Consider the following 16,430-nt stretch of genomic DNA (forward strand, 5'->3'; position numbering starts at 1 on the left):
CCCCGACACACGACGGTGCCCTCCGATCCGGACGGATCGGAGGGCACCGTCGGAGAAGGATCGTCAGCAGCCGAGCAGACGCTGCGCGAGGTAGCCCTCGACCTGGTCGAGGCTCACGCGCTCCTGCGCCATGGTGTCGCGCTCGCGGATCGTGACGGCCTGGTCCTCGAGGGTGTCGAAGTCGACCGTGATGCAGAACGGGGTACCGATCTCGTCCTGGCGACGGTAGCGGCGGCCGATGGCGCCGGCGTCGTCGAACTCGATGTTCCAGTTCTGGCGCAGCTTCGCGGCGAGATCCTTGGCCTTGGGGCTCAGGTCGGCGTTGCGGCTCAGCGGCAGCACCGCGGCCTTGACCGGCGCGAGACGACGGTCGAGGCGCAGCACGGTGCGCTTGTCGACACCGCCCTTGGCGTTGGGGGCCTCGTCCTCGGAGTAGGCGTCGACGAGGAAGGCCATGAGCGAGCGGGTCAGGCCGGCCGCCGGCTCGATGACGTACGGGGTGTAGCGCTCGTTGGTGGCCTGGTCGAAGAAGCTCAGGTCGGTGCCGGAGTGCTTCGAGTGGGTGGACAGGTCGAAGTCGGTGCGGTTGGCGACGCCCTCGAGCTCACCCCACTCGCTGCCCTGGAAGTGGAAGCGGTACTCGATGTCGACGGTGCGCTTCGAGTAGTGGGACAGCTTCTCCTTCGGGTGCTCGTACAGCCGCAGGTTGTCCTTGTTGATACCGAGATCGATGTACCAGTTCATCCGGTAGTCGATCCAGTACTGGTGCCACTGCTCGTCCTCGCCCGGCTTGACGAAGAACTCCATCTCCATCTGCTCGAACTCGCGGGTGCGGAAGATGAAGTTGCCGGGGGTGATCTCGTTGCGGAAGCTCTTGCCGATCTGGCCGATGCCGAAGGGCGGCTTCTTGCGCGAGGTGGTGAGCACGTTGGCGAAGTTCACGAAGATGCCCTGGGCGGTCTCGGGACGCAGGTAGTGCAGCCCCTCCTCGCTCTCGATCGGACCGAGATAGGTCTTGAGCATCATGTTGAAGTCGCGGGGCTCGGTCCACTGGCCCTTGGTGCCGCAGTCCGGGCAGACGATCTCGCTCATCGGCACGGAGTCGGGGTCGTCGACCTTGTTCTTCTCCGCGTAGGCCTCCTGCAGGTGGTCCTGCCGGTGCCGCTTGTGACAGCTCAGGCACTCGACGAGCGGGTCGTTGAACACGCCCACGTGGCCGGACGCGACCCACACCTGACGCGGCAGGATCACCGACGAATCGAGGCCGACGACGTCCTCGCGGCTGGTGACCATGTTGCGCCACCACTGCTTCTTGATGTTCTCCTTGAGCTCCACACCGAGCGGCCCGTAGTCCCAGGCCGACCTGGTGCCGCCGTAGATCTCGCCGCAGGGGTAGACCAGACCCCGGCGCTTGGCGAGGTTGGCGACGGTATCGATCTTGGATTTGGGTGCCACTCGGTTCTCCATCTTCGATGCGGGTTTTCGCAGCATGCGTCGTCGTGTAAGCCTATCGCTCCGCGATCCGGGCCCGAATTCGCGCCGGTTGACATGCACATCTGCGCATATCAAAATGGAATCGGTTTGCAATAAGACGGTGGTTCCCGCCGTCCACCCATCCACAGCCGAGGAGCCTCGTGAGCGTCGACGCCGATCCACGCGATTGCAGCAGCACGACGCCGACCGGCCGCCCTCCCGGGCCCGGAGAACTCCTGCCCGCCGCCCGGGTCTCCCCCGACACACTGGTCGCCGCCGGCGAACTGCTGCGGGCCCTGTCCGCACCGGTCCGCATCTCCATCGTGCTGGAGCTGCGCGAATCGGCCCGCTGCGTGCACGAACTCGTCGGAACCCTCGGGGTCACCCAACCCCTCATCAGCCAGCACCTGCGGGTCCTCAAGTCCGCCGGGGTGGTCCGCGGCGAACGCGCAGGCCGCGAGGTGCTGTACCACCTGGCCGACGACCACCTCGCCCGGATCGTCGTCGATGCCGTCGCTCACGCCCAGGAAGGACGTTCGCAGTGACCTCCGCTCGCAAACCTCTCGTGGGGGTCCGCTCGACCCGTCAACGCAGCGCGATCGTGGATCTGCTCGAGAACACCGAGGAGTTCCGCTCCGCGCAGGACCTGCACGACGAGCTGCGCAAGCGGGGCGAAGGCATCGGCCTGACCACCGTCTATCGCACCCTGCAGTCCCTCGCCGAAGCCGGGGTCGTGGACGTGCTGCGCACCGACACCGGCGAGTCGCTGTTCCGGCACTGCTCGTCGGGACACCACCATCATCTGGTGTGCCGGCACTGCGGCTTCACCGTGGAGGTCGACGGCCCCGAGGTGGAGAAGTGGGCGCACGAGGTCGCCGAGTCCAACGGGTTCGTCGACGTCAGCCACACCGTCGAGATCTTCGGCAGCTGCCGGGACTGCGCCGTCGCGAGCAACTGACGGCTCAGCCGCAGGTGCACTCCCCGCAGCCGCACCCGCCGGCCAACAGGTTCGGTGCGTCCACGCCGGTCTCCTCCTCGAACACGCACGCCGCCCCACCGAGGCGCGTCGCCAGGGTCTGCACCTGCGCGACGAGCGCGGGCAGGTCCCCCACCACCTGCTCGAGCAGGGACACCTCGAGGGGCGCGTCGACCTGCCGTTCGGCCAGGAGACGATCGCCGTCGACGACGAACGCGAAGCCCGGGAAGTCCCGGTGCAGGTCGGCGAGCACCGCGTCGGCGGGTTCGGTGACGCCCTCGACCAGATAGGTGGTGAACACCACACGGCTCGTCTCGGCATCCGGGCTCGCGCAGGTCGGCACGTCCCCGACCCAGATCAGGACGTCGCCGTCCTCGTCGATCTCCGGCGGCTCGTCGAGCACCCCGATCGAGGCGGTGGCGATCACCTCCCGCAGGTCGTCCGCGACGGTCACGGCGTCTCCTCCGAATCGGGTGTCCCGGCGACGGCGCCGCGCGCGTCGGCGGCGCCGTCGAGCACGAGCAGCAGCATCGTGGTCAGTGCGGTGTCGTTCAGGCCGGTCGCGGGGAACGAGTACCGCAGCACCACGTCGGCGTCGGCGTCGCGTTCGATCAGGTGCACCGAGCCGAACTGCAGGGCGTCGGCGGCGGCCGCGACCCGCGACCGCACCTGCGCGTCGAGCGGGAGGTCCCAGGCAAGCACCCCGGTGACGGACACCACGTCGAGACCCTCGGTGAGGGTGACCACCTGCAGCGCGAACGGCACCGCGCCGTAGTCGAATCCGAACGAGCCGTCGCCGTTCTCCGGCGCCGTGGGGGTGCGGACGTCGACGAACGGCGCGAGGGCGGTGCCGATGCGTTCGCGCAGCGTGGTCACTTCACGCCTCCGAACCGGCGGTCGCGGGAGGCGTACTCGACGCAGGCCGCCCACAGGTCGCGCCGGTCGAAGTCGGGGAACATCTTGTCCTGGAAGACGAACTCCGCGTAGGCCGACTGCCACAGCAGGAAGTTCGAGGTGCGCTGTTCACCGGACGGCCGCAGGAACAGGTCGACGTCGGGCATGTCGGGTTCGTCGAGATAGCGGGCGACGGTGGCCTCGGTGATCCGCTCGGGGTCGAGCTGTCCCGCGGCGACGCGACGCGCGATCTCCCTTGCGGCGTCGGCGATCTCGGCGCGCCCACCGTAGTTGACGCACATCGTCAGGGTGAGGACGTCGTTGTCCTTCGTCAGTTCCTCGGCGATCTCGAGTTCCTTGATGACGCTGCGCCACAGTCGCGGACGGCGACCGGCCCAGCGGACCCGCACGCCCATCTCGTGCATCTCGTCGCGGCGGCGGCGGATCACGTCGCGGTTGAAGCCCATGAGGAAGCGGACCTCGTCGGGGCTGCGCTTCCAGTTCTCGGTGGAGAAGGCGTAGGCCGAGAGCCACTTGACGCCCATCTCGATGCATCCGCACACGGTGTCCATGAGCACGGCCTCGCCGCGTTCGTGCCCGGCGGTGCGCGGCAGGCCGCGTTCCTGGGCCCAGCGTCCGTTGCCGTCCATCACCAGCGCGACGTGCTGCGGGATCAGCTCGGGCTGCAGCACGGGAGGCTTCGCCCCCGACGGGTGCGGGTCGGGCGGCCGGATCACCCGCTCAGACGATGGGGGCGTGGTACGTCGTCGAATCACGCTCCCCATCCTGCCGGACGCCTTCGGCGGCGTCATCAGCCCGGTTGGTGGTGCCGCGTTCGACGAGCGGCAACGAGCGCAGTTGCCGTTCGAGATGCCACTGCAGGTGCGCGGCGACCAGGCCGCTGGCCTGACGCCGCACCGCGGTGTCGGCGGTCTCGGCGTCGGCCCAGCGTCCCCGGTCGAGGGCGTCGAGCAGCGCGAACACCTCCGGGGAGGGGGTGGCCGCCCCGGGCGGGCGGCAGTGCACGCAGACCGCGCCGCCGGCGGCGACGTGGAAGGCGGTGTGCGGGCCGGGGCGGTCGCACCGCGCGCAGCGGGTGATCGCGGGCGCCCAGCCGGCGTAGGTCATGGCGCGCAGCAGGTAGGCGTCGAGGATCAGCTCGGGTGGGCGGACCCGGTCGCACACCGCGCGCAGTGCCCCGACGGTGAGGGCGTGCAGCCGGGGCACGGGGGCCCGCTCCTCGCCCGCGAGCCGTTCGGCGGTCTCGAGGATCGCACAGGCGGTGGTGTAGCGGGAGTAGTCGTCGACGATGCCGACGGCGAAGGCGTCGAGGGTCTGCACCTGGGTGACGACGTCGAGGCTGCGGCCGGGGTGGAGCTGGACGTCGATGTGGGCGAACGGCTCGAGGCGGGCACCGAACTTCGAGCGGGTGCGGCGCACCCCCTTGGCGACGGCGCGGACCAGACCGTGCCGGCGGGTGAGCAGGGTGACGATGCGGTCGGCCTCGCCGAGCTTGTGCTGGCGCAGCACCACCGCGTTGTCCCGATACAGCCTCACGCCCCCGAGTCTGTCACGTGGCGGCGACACCGCGGCCGTCACCTGCTCCGGCGGCGGCGCACAATGGACGTCAGGAGGTCGTCATGGGTGCCCTCAAAGGTCTGCTCGACGTGGTGGTGGGGCTCCTCACCGCGGTGCTCGGGACCGTGCTGGCGATCGTCGCGGGGGTGGTCGTGCTCGTCGGTGCGGTGCTGTGCGTGACGATCCTGCTGATCCCGCTGGGTCTGCCGGTTATCCGGCTCGGACGCCGGTTGTTCACCCTGGCCCGCAAGCTGATGCACGTGCCCTGATCTGCGCTCTTCCCGTCGGAGTCTCGACAGGAAGAACGAGAACACGTTACTGTTCGTTCGAACGAACAGAGGGGGACTTCCATGGACGCGCGCACCGACCTTCCCGACCTCACCTCGACCGTCGAGGCCCTCGACCGGGGCGAGACCACCTCGGTCGAGCTGGTGACGACTTGCCTGGACCGCATCGAGGAGGCCCAGCCGGCGCTCAACGCCTTCCGGGCCGTCCGCCGCGCCGCTGCACTCGCCGAGGCCCGCGAGGCGGACCGGCGCCGCGTCGCCGGGGAACTCCGCCCCCTGCTGGGTGTGCCGATCGCGATCAAGGACGACACCGACATCGTGGGCGAGACGACGATGTTCGGCTGCGCCGGCGACTTCGAACCGAAGACGGCCGACGCGGAGGTGGTGCGCCGCCTGCGCGAGGCCGGGGCGGTGATCGTCGGCAAGACCCACACCCCCGAACTCGGTCAGTGGCCCCTCACGAGCGGCGACGCCTTCGGGCACACCCGCAGCCCGTGGTCGCGCGAGCACTCCCCCGGCGGCTCGTCGGGCGGCAGCGCCGCGGCCGTCGCCGCACGTCTCGTCCCGGCCGCACTCGGTTCCGACGGCGCCGGTTCGGTGCGCATCCCCGCCTCGTGGTCCAATCTCGTCGGCATCAAACCGCAGCGGGGCCGGGTGTCGATGTGGCCCGATCCCGAGGCCTTCTTCGGGATCACCACCCACGGCCCGCTCGCCCGCACCGTCGCCGATGCGGCGCTGCTGCTCGACGTCGTCTCCGGCAACCACCCCGACGATCTGCACACCCGTCCCCCGCTCACCGTGTCCGACGCGGTCGGCCGCGATCCGGGACAGCTGAAAATTGCTCTGTCACTGAAGATTCCGTTCTCCGGCACCCCCGCGAAGCTCGATCCCCGGGTGCGCACCCGCATCGCCGCCCTCGCCACGGTGCTGCGGGATCTCGGGCACGAGGTGACGCTGGCGGATCCCGAATACGGTCTGCAGTTCGGGCTGGCCTTCCTGCCGCGGTCGATGGCCGGGATCGAGCAGTGGCTGAACCGGCTGCCCGATCCGGCCCTCGCCGACGCCCGCACCCGCAGCAACGCCCGGCTCGGCCGGCTGCTGCGGGGCCTGCCCTTGCAGGCGTCGCGCGCCGCCGAACCGCGGCTGCAGCGGCGGGTGGGCCGGATCTTCGAGGAGTTCGACGTGGTGCTCGCCCCCACCACCGCGACACCGCCGCTGCCGGTGACCGCCATCGACGGGATCGGCGGCTGGGCGACCGACAAGGTCGTCACCGGGGCGTGCCCCTACGCGTGGCCGTGGAACGTGCTGGGCTGGCCCGCGGTGAACGTGCCGGCGGGGTTCGTCGACGGGCACCTGCCGGTGGGTGCCCAGCTCCTCGGTCCGCAGGACTCCGAACCGCTGCTGATCTCCCTCGCCTCCCAGCTCGAATCGGTGCTGCGGTGGCACGAGCAGGCCCCGGAGCGCTGGTGGTGACCACCGGCGACGACGCGCGCTCGAAGATCCTGCGCGCCACCCTGCAGCTCGTCGGCACGCACGGGGTGCCGGAGGTGACCAACCGGCGCATCGCCGCGTGCGCCGGGGTGTCGCTCGGGTCGATCACCTACCACTTCCCCACGCAGGCCGACCTGCTGCGCGCCGCGCTGGTGTCGTTCGTCGACGACGAGACCGCGCGGCTGCGCGAGCTGGCCGAGCAGTACCGCTCGCAGGCGCTGTCGCTGGCCGAGGCCGCCGATCTCACCGAGCGGATCGCCCACGACCTGGCGTTCACCGCCGAACGGATCGCCCCGTTCGAGCTGTACGTGCAGGCCGGGCGCGATCCGGATCTGCGGCCCGCCGCGGATCGCTGCTGGCGCGCCTACGACGCGTTGACGGTCGCGGTGCTCATCGCGCTGGGGGTGCAGGCACCCGAGGCGATCGCCCCGACCCTGGTGGCGACCGTCGCGGGCATGCAGCTGCGCCGCCTGTCGACGGGGGCGCAGACCGACGTGGCCGCGGCGGTGCTCACGCTCCTGCGGGGAGCCGCAGGAACCGGGTGATCACAGGAGCCGGGTGATCAGAAGCCGAGGCGGCCGAGCTGCTTGGGATCGCGCTGCCAGTCCTTGGCGACCTTCACGTGCAGATCGAGGTAGATCTTCACGCCGAGCAGCTTCTCCATCTGCCGGCGCGCGGCGGTGCCCACCTCGCGCAGCCGGGCGCCGCCCTTACCGATGACGATGCCCTTCTGGCTGGGTCGTTCGACGTAGAGCAGGGCGTGGACGTCGAGCATCGGGCCCTGCTTCTCGGTGCGGCCCTCGCGTTCGGTGACCTCCTCGATGACCACGGCGAGGGAGTGCGGCAGCTCGTCGCCGAGTCCTTCGAGTGCGGCCTCGCGGATGAGCTCGGCCATGAGGGTCTCCTCCGGCTCGTCGGTGAGCTCCCCGTCGGGATAGAAGGCCGGGCCGGGTTCCATGTGGGAGGCGATCACGTCGACGAGGACCTCCACCTGTTCGCCGGACGCCGCGGAGACCGGCACCACGTCGCAGTCCTCGCCGAGGAGGCGGGAGACCGCGAGCAATTGGGCCGCGACCTGCTCCTTGCCCACCTTGTCGATCTTCGTCACGATACCGACGAGCGGGGTCTTCGGCGCCACGTGCCGCACCTGCTCGAGGATCCAGCGGTCGCCGGGACCGATCTTCTCGTCGGCAGGGAAGCACATGCCGATCGCGTCGACCTCGGAGTAGGTGTCGCGCACGAGATCGTTCAGGCGCTGCCCGAGGAGGGTGCGCGGCCGGTGCAGACCGGGGGTGTCCACCAGCACGAGCTGCGCGTGGTCGCGGTGGACGATGCCGCGGATGGTGTGCCGGGTGGTCTGGGGGCGCGACGAGGTGATGGCGATCTTGCTGCCGACCAGCGCGTTCGTCAGCGTCGACTTACCCGTGTTGGGTCGTCCGACGAAACAGATGAATCCGGAACGGAATTCGGGGTCGGTCATGCGTGCTCCTCGGTCGTGTCCTGGTCGATGTCGGTCTCCTTCTCCTCGGGTATCCGGCTCACGTGGACGGTGCTCACCCGCACCCGCCCACGCACGTCGGGTCCACCCTCGCCGCGCAGCAGCAACCCGTGGCTCCGCACCTCCGAGCCCGGCAGCGGGACGCGGCCGAGTTCGTGGCCGAGCAGGCCACCCACGGTGTCCACCTCGTCGTCGTCGATGTCGATGTCGAACAGCTCACCGAGATCCTCGACGGCGAGGCGGGCCGAGACCCGGTAGGTCCCGTCGCCGAGATCCTCCACGTCGGGGATCTCGGCAATGTCGTACTCGTCGGCGATCTCGCCGACGATCTCCTCGATGATGTCCTCGATCGTCACCAGCCCGGCGATACCGCCGTACTCGTCGACGAGCACCGCCATGTGGTTGCGGTCGCGCTGCATGTCGGCGAGCAGGTCGCCGAGCCGCTTCGAATCGGGCACGAACACCGCCGGCCGCATGACGTCGGCGACGGCGACGCTGCGTCCGCCGTCGCGGTGGTAGTAGGTCTGCCGGACGAGATCCTTGAGGTAGACGACGCCGCGGATGTCGTCGACGTTCTCGCCGATCACCGGGATGCGGGAGTGACCGCTGCGCACGGCCAGGGAGGTGGCCTGCCCGGCGGTCTTGTCCTGTTCGATCCACACCATCTCGGGGCGGGGCACCATCACCTCACGGGCGGTCGTGTCGCCGAAGTCGAAGACGGACTGGATCATCCGGCGTTCCTCGTCGGCGACGACACCGCGCTCCTGGGCGAGGTCGACGAGTTCCCGCAGTTCGATCTCGTTGGCGAACGGGCCGTTCCGGAATCCCTTACCGGGAGTGACGGCGTTGCCGACGCTGATGAGGATGCGGCTTATCGGGCCGAGGAGCACACCGAGGATCCGCAGCGGACCGGTCGCGGCGAACGCGATCGGATAGGCGTGCTGACGTCCGAGCGTGCGCGGGCCGACACCGATGACGACGTAGTCGACGATCACCATCACGGTGGCACCGACGATCAGCGCCCACGTCCGGTCGAGCACCGCGAGGAGCGCACCGACGAGCACCACCGTCGCGGTGATCTCGCACAGGATGCGCAGCAGGACGGTGAGATTGACGTAGCGCGGGCGGTCGTCGAGCAGGCCGAGCAACCGGCGGGCGGCGGCACGGCCGTCCTTCGCGAGTTCCTCCGCACGCGCGGTGGAGACGGTGTTGAGGGCCGAGTCGACCGCGGCGAACAGTCCTCCGAGCACCACCAGGACGACGGCGAGGACGACGAGGGACACGGTGTTCACGCAGCCGCTCCTCCCCTACCGGGTCCGGGCGCGGCGCTGTCGTCGACGGGGCCGCTCATGATTCGGGGTTGTCGACGAAACCGGCCTTGCCGAGCAGTTTCCGATCACGTTCGGCGAGCAGCGCCTCGTGTTCGGCGCGGCGCAGTTCCTCGTACCACTCGGCGAGGAGCTGGTTCTGCAGGCCGAACATCTCCTTCTCCTCCTCGGGCTCGGCGTGGTCGTAGCCGAGCAGGTGCAGCATGCCGTGCACGGTGAGCAGCGCGAGTTCGTGTCCGACCGAATGTCCGGCCTTGGCCGCCTGATCCGCGGCGAACTGCGGGCACAGCACGATGTCGCCCAGCATCGACGGTCCCGGTTCGGGTGCGTCGGGACGGCCACCCGGTTCGAGTTCGTCCATGGGGAAGGACATCACATCGGTGGGGCCGGGCAGATCCATCCACCGCACGTGGAGATCGGCCATGGTGTCGAGGTCGACGAGCACCATCGACAGCTCGGCGGCCGGATGCACGTCCATCCGGGCGATGACGAAACGAGCGACGTCGAGGAGGTCCTCCTCCGCGACGTCCATACCCGATTCGTTCGAGATCTCGATGCTCATGACTGGCGTTCCTTCTGCACGACGGGGTGGGGACGAGAGGGGTTGGTGCTCACCGGCGCTGCGCCCTGTGCTGGGTGGCGCGGCGCTGCGCGCGGTTTCCGCCGGCGCCGTCGTCGCGGGTCGCCTCGAAGCGGTTGTACGCGTCGACGATGTCGGAGACCAGGCGGTGGCGGACGACGTCGCTGCTGTCGAGGCGGGCGATGTGGATGTCGTCGATGCCGTCGAGGATCTCGGTGGCGGCGGCCAGGCCCGAGCGGGCCCCGCCCGGCAGGTCGATCTGGGTGATGTCGCCGGTGACGACGATCTTCGACCCGAAGCCGAGGCGGGTGAGGAACATCTTCATCTGCTCGGCGGTGGTGTTCTGCGCCTCGTCGAGGATGATGAACGCATCGTTCAACGTGCGGCCACGCATGAATGCCAGGGGTGCGACCTCGATGACGCCGGCCTGCATGAGCTTCGGGATGGCCTCGGGATCCATCATGTCGTGCAGCGCATCGTGCAGCGGACGCAGATAGGGGTCGATCTTCTCGTACAGGGTGCCCGGCAGGAAGCCGAGCCGCTCGCCGGCCTCGACGGCGGGCCGGGTGAGGATGATGCGGTTGACCTGCTTGGTCTGCAGCGCCTGGACGGCCTTCGCCATCGCGAGGTAGGTCTTGCCGGTGCCTGCGGGGCCGATACCGAAGACGATGGTGTGCGCGTCGATCGCGTCGACGTAGCGCTTCTGGTTCAGGGTCTTGGGCCGGATCGTCTTGCCGCGCCGCGACAGGATGTCGAGGCTGAGGACGTCGGCCGGGGACTCCGACAGGCCCTGGGTGAGCATGCCCACGGTGCGGCGCACGGCGTCGGGTCCGAGGGGCTGGCCGCGGCGTACCAGGGTGACGAGTTCGGCGAGGGCGCGTTCGGCGAGGGCGACGTCGGCCGGGGCTCCGGTGAGGGTGACGGCGTTGCCGCGCACGTGGATGTCCGCCGCAAGGAGGCCCTCGAGGGCGATCAGGTTCTGGTCGGCCGCTCCGAGCAGGGCCGCTGCGGCCTCCGGGGGGAGGTCCAGGCTGGACCTGACCGTGGTCGGTTCGAATTCGGCGGGCCCGTTGGGTCGGTCTGGTTCGCTCACGTGGACGGTACGTCCTGCTTTCGGGTCGGCTCCGGCACGACGGCTGTCGTGTCCGTGCCAGTCTAGCGCCGCGACGACCCCCGCCTCCGCGCTATAGCGTGCGTCACCGCAGTTCGGTGGGTGCGTCCCCGGCCGGGATCCGCGCCGTCCACGTCCGCGCGCCGGCGAGGACCTCCCGCGCGCGCTCCGGGGGCATGCCCGCCAGCACCAGGTTGCCGAGCACGACGGTGTCGCCGGCGTCGTTCACCAGACCGAGATTGGCCTGTTCGAGAGTGGCCATCGTCAGGCCCTCCATCATCCCGACGAGCACGGGCACCGGGAGGTAGTCGGAGAACTGACCGGTGGCGCGGCCCCGCTCCACGTGGGCCAGGGCGCGGGAGCGGACCGGGGCGACGAGATCGGCGATGCGCTGCTCCCCCAGTTCCTTGCGGGCGAAGGACAGCAGCACGCGGTAGCGGTCACCGACGGGCCAGGTGCGCAGGACCTCCACGGCCAGCGCGACGGCCGGGTCGTCGGGTTCGGGATGGTCGAGGGCGGCGGCGAGGGCGGTGGAGGCATCGTCGGCGAGACCTTCGACGAGGGCGTCACGGTTAGGGAAGTGCGCGTAGACGGTGCGGCGCACCACTCCGGCGGCCTTGGCGACGTCGTCCATGCTCGCATCGGGATCCGCGGCGAAACAGGCCATCGCTGCTTCGAGGATCCGGGCGCGGTTCGCGTTGAATCGGGTGCGCGATCGGGCGACCGGGTGCTCCACGCTGTACTACCTCTTCCACCGAGATGTGATCTGGATTCCATTCTAGTTGCACACGAATGTGCAAAGAATTAATTTGCACATCGATGTGCAAGTTGGGCTCGTCGCCCGTTCCAGCGTTCCACGCCGCATCCCAGGAGGACCGATGACCACGACCGTCACCCCGGCGGGCAGAACCGCGGAGGCCGAACCCTATCGGCGACGCTGGGCCGGCCTGCTCGTGCTGTGCCTGAGCCTGCTCATCGTCGTCATGGCGAACACTTCGCTGATCGTTGCGGCCCCGAGCATGCTCCGCGAACTGCAGCTCACCAGCACCGACATGCAGTGGATCATCGACGGCTACACCGTCCCGTACGCCGCACTGATGCTGCTGTGCGGCGTGCTCGGCGACCGGTACGGCCGTCGCGGCGCCCTCCTCGCCGGGCTCGCGACCTTCGCGGCGGGCGCGATCCACGGCTCCCTGGCCGACAGCGCCGTCGACGTCGTCGTCGCCCGCATCGTGATGGGGGTCGGCGCCGCGGTGATCATGCCCGCGACGCTGTCGCTGCTCGTCGCGATGTTCCCCTCCCACGAACGCGCCCGCGCGATCGCGGCGTGGGCCGCCACCTCGGGGCTCGCGATCGCCCTCGGGCCGCTGCTCGCCGGCTGGCTCCTCGAGTGGAACTCGTGGGGTTCGACCTTCCTCATCAACGTGCCGATCGCCGCGCTCGCGGCCGTCGCCTCGCTCGTCCTCGTCCCCGCATCCAGGGCCGAGGGACTCACCCGCATCGACTGGATCGGCGGCGCGCTGTCGGTCGCCGCGGTCGGCGGCATCGTCTACGCGATCATCGAGGGCTTCCACTTCGGTTGGGCCGGAAGCGCTCTCGTCGCACTGGTCGGTTCGGTCGTCGCGGCGGCGGTGTTCGTCGCGTGGGAACTGCGGTGTCCGCGACCGCTCCTGGACCTGCGGCGGGTCGCCGACCGGACCGTCGGCAGCGCCTGCCTCGCCGTGCTGCTGCTGTTCCTCGTCACCTTCGGAGTGATCTACTTCGTCGCCCAGCAGTTCCAGTTCGTGCTCGGCTACGCCCCGCTCGAGACCGGCCTGCGGCTGCTGCCCCTCGCCGTGACCGTCTCGCTCGGCGCCGCGCTGAGCGGACGGCTCGCCCCACGCTTCGGTGCGCGCCTCGCGGTGGCGGGCGGCACGATCGCCGCCGCGGCCGGGGTGCTCGTGCTCGCGATCCTCGACCTGTCGGCCGGTTATCCGCCGTTCCTGACCTCGTTGCTGCTGGTCGGTTTCGGCATCGGCCTGGCCACGCCCCCGTCCACGGATCTGATCATGGGCGGTTTCCCCGAGGACGATCTCGGTGCGGCGGGCGGCCTCAACGACACTGCGGTCGAGTTCGGCGGCTCCCTGGGCATCGCCCTGCTCGGCTCCGTGCTCGCGACCACCTACCACCGGGAGATCTCCGTGTTCCTCGACGGGCTGCCGCTGGACACGGTGAGCGGGCCGATGGCCGAGCAGGCCTCCACCGCGATCGAGGCGGCGGGCGACTCGGTCGGCGGCGCGGCGATCGTCGCGGAGGAACTCGCCGCCCACCCGTTCGCGAAGACCTACGCGCAGCCCCTGCTCGACGCGTCGTCGGCGGCGTTCGGGCAGGCCATCTCGTCGGCGAGCCTGGTGGCGGGCATCGTGCTGCTCGTCGGTACGGTGGCCGTGGCGGTGCTACTCCCCCGCCGAGCGGGCCTGCAGATCCGCGACGAAGCCGAGGTCCGCGGCTGAATCCACGGTGAGCAGCTCGAGCGAGCGGGCCCACGCACGGGTTGTCCGGTTCAGGAAGGCGACGTGGTCCTCACCGTCGAACTCCTCGTCGGACACCGGATCCCCCGCCGCGCGCGCGGCCTCGGCGTAGCGGCGGGCCACGCTCACCGGCACCTGCTCGTCGGCGTCACCGTGCAGCACGACGACCGGCACGCCTATCGGGACCCGGTGCATCGGGGACGCCGACCGGTAGGTCTCGGGAGCCCCGTCGTACGGGGCACCGAAGAGCAGTTCGAACTGCTCCACCCGGCGGCCCCGTTCACCCGCCGACACGAGGTCGAGCGCCCCGGCCTGCGAGACGACGAATTCCGGTCGCCGCGAGGTGGTCTCGCCGGCCAGCCACACCGCGAGCTGGCCACCGGCGGAATGCCCCACCAGCCGGATCCGGTCGAGGTCGACGTCGATGCCGGCCTGCCGCGCGTGCGGCGCGACCAGCGTGGTGATCGCCTCGAACGCCGCGACGATGTCGGCGGACATCTCCGGCCACGCCCCGCCGGCCCCGAGGCGCCGGTACTCGACGTTCCAGACCACCAGGCCGCGCCGGGCGAGTTCGGCGGCCAGGGCCGTGCCGAGGGTGAGTCCGTAACGGGCGTGCCACGATCCGCCGTGGACGACCATCACGACCGGGACGGGTCCGGTGACCGCCGCGGTGTCGGGGAGGAAGACGTGCCCGAACTGCTGCGAGTGCGGGCCGTAGGCGATCTTCGTGCGAGCCAAGAGGAATCCTTCGGTACGGGGATCGGGGCCCGTGAGGGTCCCTCGCTCCCTCAGTGCGGGGGCCGGGTCCGCCAGCGGTCGGTCAGCACCCCGATGGCGCCGAGGGCGACCGCGGCGGCGGTGGAGGTGCGCAGCACCGTCGGACCGAGGGAGACCGCGACGGCCCCGGCCTCGGTCAGCGCCTGCACCTCGCTGTCGTCGAGCCCACCCTCCGGGCCGACCACCAGGGTGAGCGCCTCGACGTCCCGCAGCGGCAGGTCGGCGAAGGGCACGGTGGCGGACTCGTGGAGCACGAGCACCGACTCGCCGCGGTCGGCGGCCTGCCGGACGCGGGCGACGACGTCGGCGGTGCGGTGCAGCGGCGACACGCTCGGCACGTACGGCCGGCGCGACTGCTTCGCCGCGGCGGTCGCGACCGCCTGCCAGCGGGCAACACCCTTGTCCGCCTTGGCGTCCCACCGGGCCACGCAGCGCGCCGACTGCCACGGCACGAACTCGTCGGCGCCCGCCTCGGTGGCGAGTTCGACGGCGAGCTCGGACCGGTCGGACTTCGGCAGCGCCTGCACGACCGTCACCTTCGGGTGCGGCGGGTCCACGACGCGGCGGGCGAGCACGAGGGCCTCGAGCCGGTCCTTGGCCACCGCGGTGACCTCGACGTCGGCGACGGCGCCGGCACCGTCGGCGAGTACGAGACGCTCACCGACAGCGATGCGGCGCACCGTCGCGGCGTGCCGCCCCTCCTTGCCGTCGAGTACGGCGGTGCCACCCTCCTCGGGCAGCGGATCGAGGTAGAACAGCGTCGCGGCCACCGGGCGGCCTAGCGGGCGCTGAACGCGTCGCGCAGACGCGAGAACAGACCACCGGAGTTCTGCGAGCCGGTGGTGACGACCTCGGCGCGCTCACGGTCGCTGTGCCGGCGCAGATCCTCGAGCAGCTTGGTCTGCTTGTGGTCCAGGCGCGTCGGGACGACGACCTCGAGGTGGGCGTGCAGGTCGCCGCGGTTGCCCGAGCGCAGCTTGGGCATGCCGTGGCCGCGCAGCACCGTCACCGAACCGGGCTGGGTGCCGGGGTCGACGGTGATGTCCATGGGGCCGTCGAGGATCGTCTCGACCGTCACCTTGGTGCCGAGCGCAGCGTCGAACATGGGCACACGGATGGTGCAGTGCAGGTCGTCGCCGTCGCGGACGAAGACGTCGTGCTGCTGCTCGATGACCTCGACGTACAGGTCGCCGGCCGGACCGCCGCCGGGCCCGACCTCGCCCTGCGCGGCGAGCCGGATACGCATGCCGTTGCCGACACCCGCGGGCACCTTGACGGTGATGTCGCGGCGGGCGCGGACACGGCCGTCGCCACCGCACTTGCGGCAGGGATCCGGGATGGTCTCGCCGACACCGCGGCAGGTGGGGCACGGCCGCGAGGTCATGACCTGGCCGAGGAACGACCGCTGGATGGACTGCACCTCGCCGGCACCGCCACAGGTCTCGCACCGCACCGGCTTCGAATCACCGTGCGTGCCCGAACCGGTGCACGCGTCACACAGGATCGCGGTGTCGACGGTGACCGTCTTGGTGACGCCGCGCGCGCACTCCTCGAGGGTGAGCTTGGTGCGCAACAGTGAGTCGGCGCCCGGCTGGACGCGGCCGCGCGGGCCACGGCTGCCGCCGGCGCCGCCACCGAAGAACGCCTCGAAGACGTCCCCGAGGCCGCCGCCGAACCCGCCGAAGCCACCGGCTCCGGCGCCACCGCCCGACTCGAGCGGGTCGCCGCCCATGTCGACGATGCGGCGCTTCTCCGGATCGGACAGCACCTCGTAGGCGGCCGAGATCTCCTGGAAGCGCTTCTGCGCGTCCTCGCTCGGGTTCACATCGGGGTGGTGCTCGCGCGCCAGCCTGCGGTACGCCCGTTTGATCTCCTGGTCGGTCGCGTTCTTGGACACGCCGAGCGTCCCGTAGTAGTCCCGTGCCAC

General features: G+C 70.6%; 19 protein-coding genes. 6 read left to right on the forward strand and 13 right to left on the reverse strand.

Annotated elements, in window-relative coordinates; genetic code table 11:
* Nucleotides 1-63: 63 nt before the first annotated feature.
* Nucleotides 64-1,455: a glycine--tRNA ligase gene (locus OED52_RS12750; protein ID WP_264151247.1), complete on the reverse strand. Its 1,392-nt coding sequence runs from the start codon at nt 1,453-1,455 to the stop codon at nt 64-66.
* Nucleotides 1,456-1,709: 254 nt separating this feature from the next.
* Here OED52_RS12750 and OED52_RS12755 point away from each other — a divergent pair, with 254 nt between their 5' ends.
* Together OED52_RS12755 and OED52_RS12760 are read left to right on the forward strand one after the other, a co-directional pair.
* Entirely contained in the window at nt 1,710-2,018 is a 309-nt protein-coding gene (locus OED52_RS12755; RefSeq protein WP_264154690.1) for an ArsR/SmtB family transcription factor, read from the forward strand.
* Nucleotides 2,015-2,431, forward strand: coding sequence for a Fur family transcriptional regulator (locus OED52_RS12760; protein ID WP_264151248.1), 417 nt, complete (start codon nt 2,015-2,017; stop codon nt 2,429-2,431). Before OED52_RS12755 ends, OED52_RS12760 begins: the two co-directional genes overlap by 4 nt.
* 4 nt (nt 2,432-2,435) lie before the next feature.
* Here the strand turns inward: OED52_RS12760 and OED52_RS12765 are convergent, their stop codons facing one another.
* From OED52_RS12765 to recO, 4 genes are read right to left on the reverse strand one after another with little or no spacing between them, the layout of a single operon-like run.
* Entirely contained in the window at nt 2,436-2,903 is a 468-nt protein-coding gene (locus OED52_RS12765) for a T3SS (YopN, CesT) and YbjN peptide-binding chaperone 1 (RefSeq protein WP_264151249.1), read from the reverse strand.
* The gene (locus tag OED52_RS12770) at nt 2,900-3,325 is read right to left on the reverse strand and encodes a hypothetical protein (RefSeq protein WP_264151250.1); all 426 of its coding nucleotides are present in this window, start codon (nt 3,323-3,325) and stop codon (nt 2,900-2,902) included. Before OED52_RS12770 ends, OED52_RS12765 begins: the two co-directional genes overlap by 4 nt.
* Complete coding sequence (locus OED52_RS12775; protein WP_264151251.1) at nt 3,322-4,128, reverse strand: isoprenyl transferase; 807 nt, start codon at nt 4,126-4,128, stop codon at nt 3,322-3,324. The genes OED52_RS12770 and OED52_RS12775 overlap by 4 nt, the downstream gene beginning before the upstream one ends.
* Nucleotides 4,085-4,900, reverse strand: a complete 816-nt coding sequence (gene recO, locus OED52_RS12780; protein ID WP_264151252.1) for a DNA repair protein RecO — start codon at nt 4,898-4,900, stop codon at nt 4,085-4,087. The genes OED52_RS12775 and recO overlap by 44 nt, the downstream gene beginning before the upstream one ends.
* 83 nt (nt 4,901-4,983) lie before the next feature.
* Here recO and OED52_RS12785 point away from each other — a divergent pair, with 83 nt between their 5' ends.
* From OED52_RS12785 to OED52_RS12795, 3 genes are all read left to right on the forward strand, one after another.
* Entirely contained in the window at nt 4,984-5,190 is a 207-nt protein-coding gene (locus OED52_RS12785; protein ID WP_264151253.1) for a hypothetical protein, read from the forward strand.
* An 81-nt stretch (nt 5,191-5,271) separates the two neighbouring features.
* Nucleotides 5,272-6,681: an amidase gene (locus tag OED52_RS12790; RefSeq protein ID WP_264151254.1), complete on the forward strand. Its 1,410-nt coding sequence runs from the start codon at nt 5,272-5,274 to the stop codon at nt 6,679-6,681.
* Entirely contained in the window at nt 6,648-7,244 is a 597-nt protein-coding gene (locus tag OED52_RS12795) for a TetR/AcrR family transcriptional regulator (protein WP_264151255.1), read from the forward strand. Before OED52_RS12790 ends, OED52_RS12795 begins: the two co-directional genes overlap by 34 nt.
* A 17-nt stretch (nt 7,245-7,261) precedes the next feature.
* On the opposite strand, the gene era is transcribed toward OED52_RS12795, so the two are convergent.
* The 5 genes from era to OED52_RS12820 form a co-directional block, all read right to left on the reverse strand.
* Entirely contained in the window at nt 7,262-8,179 is a 918-nt protein-coding gene (era, locus tag OED52_RS12800) for a GTPase Era (RefSeq protein ID WP_264151256.1), read from the reverse strand.
* Nucleotides 8,176-9,489 carry a hemolysin family protein gene (locus OED52_RS12805; RefSeq protein ID WP_264151257.1) on the reverse strand — a complete coding sequence of 438 codons (1,314 nt, stop codon included), beginning with the start codon at nt 9,487-9,489 and terminating at the stop codon, nt 8,176-8,178. The genes era and OED52_RS12805 overlap by 4 nt, the downstream gene beginning before the upstream one ends.
* A 55-nt stretch (nt 9,490-9,544) precedes the next feature.
* Nucleotides 9,545-10,087, reverse strand: a complete 543-nt coding sequence (gene ybeY / locus OED52_RS12810) for an rRNA maturation RNase YbeY (protein ID WP_264151258.1) — start codon at nt 10,085-10,087, stop codon at nt 9,545-9,547.
* 49 nt (nt 10,088-10,136) lie between these two features.
* On the reverse strand, nt 10,137-11,198 hold the full coding sequence (locus OED52_RS12815; RefSeq protein ID WP_264151259.1) for a PhoH family protein: 1,062 nt from the start codon (nt 11,196-11,198) through the stop codon (nt 10,137-10,139).
* A gap of 103 nt (nt 11,199-11,301) precedes the next feature.
* Entirely contained in the window at nt 11,302-11,952 is a 651-nt protein-coding gene (locus OED52_RS12820) for a TetR/AcrR family transcriptional regulator (RefSeq protein ID WP_264151260.1), read from the reverse strand.
* A 142-nt stretch (nt 11,953-12,094) separates the two neighbouring features.
* Here OED52_RS12820 and OED52_RS12825 point away from each other — a divergent pair, with 142 nt between their 5' ends.
* Nucleotides 12,095-13,708: an MFS transporter gene (locus OED52_RS12825; protein WP_264151261.1), complete on the forward strand. Its 1,614-nt coding sequence runs from the start codon at nt 12,095-12,097 to the stop codon at nt 13,706-13,708.
* Here OED52_RS12825 and OED52_RS12830 read toward each other — a convergent pair.
* The 3 genes from OED52_RS12830 to dnaJ are packed head-to-tail and all read right to left on the reverse strand — an operon-like array spanning nt 13,652 to nt 16,430.
* Complete coding sequence (locus OED52_RS12830; protein ID WP_264151262.1) at nt 13,652-14,464, reverse strand: alpha/beta hydrolase family protein; 813 nt, start codon at nt 14,462-14,464, stop codon at nt 13,652-13,654. The genes OED52_RS12825 and OED52_RS12830 overlap by 57 nt on opposite strands.
* Nucleotides 14,465-14,514: 50 nt before the next feature.
* Nucleotides 14,515-15,273 carry a 16S rRNA (uracil(1498)-N(3))-methyltransferase gene (locus OED52_RS12835; protein ID WP_264151263.1) on the reverse strand — a complete coding sequence of 253 codons (759 nt, stop codon included), beginning with the start codon at nt 15,271-15,273 and terminating at the stop codon, nt 14,515-14,517.
* A gap of 8 nt (nt 15,274-15,281) precedes the next feature.
* Nucleotides 15,282-16,430: a molecular chaperone DnaJ gene (gene dnaJ / locus OED52_RS12840; protein ID WP_264151264.1), complete on the reverse strand. Its 1,149-nt coding sequence runs from the start codon at nt 16,428-16,430 to the stop codon at nt 15,282-15,284.

The sequence above is a fragment of the Rhodococcus sp. Z13 genome (assembly GCF_025837095.1).
Taxonomy (GTDB): domain Bacteria; phylum Actinomycetota; class Actinomycetes; order Mycobacteriales; family Mycobacteriaceae; genus Rhodococcus; species Rhodococcus sacchari.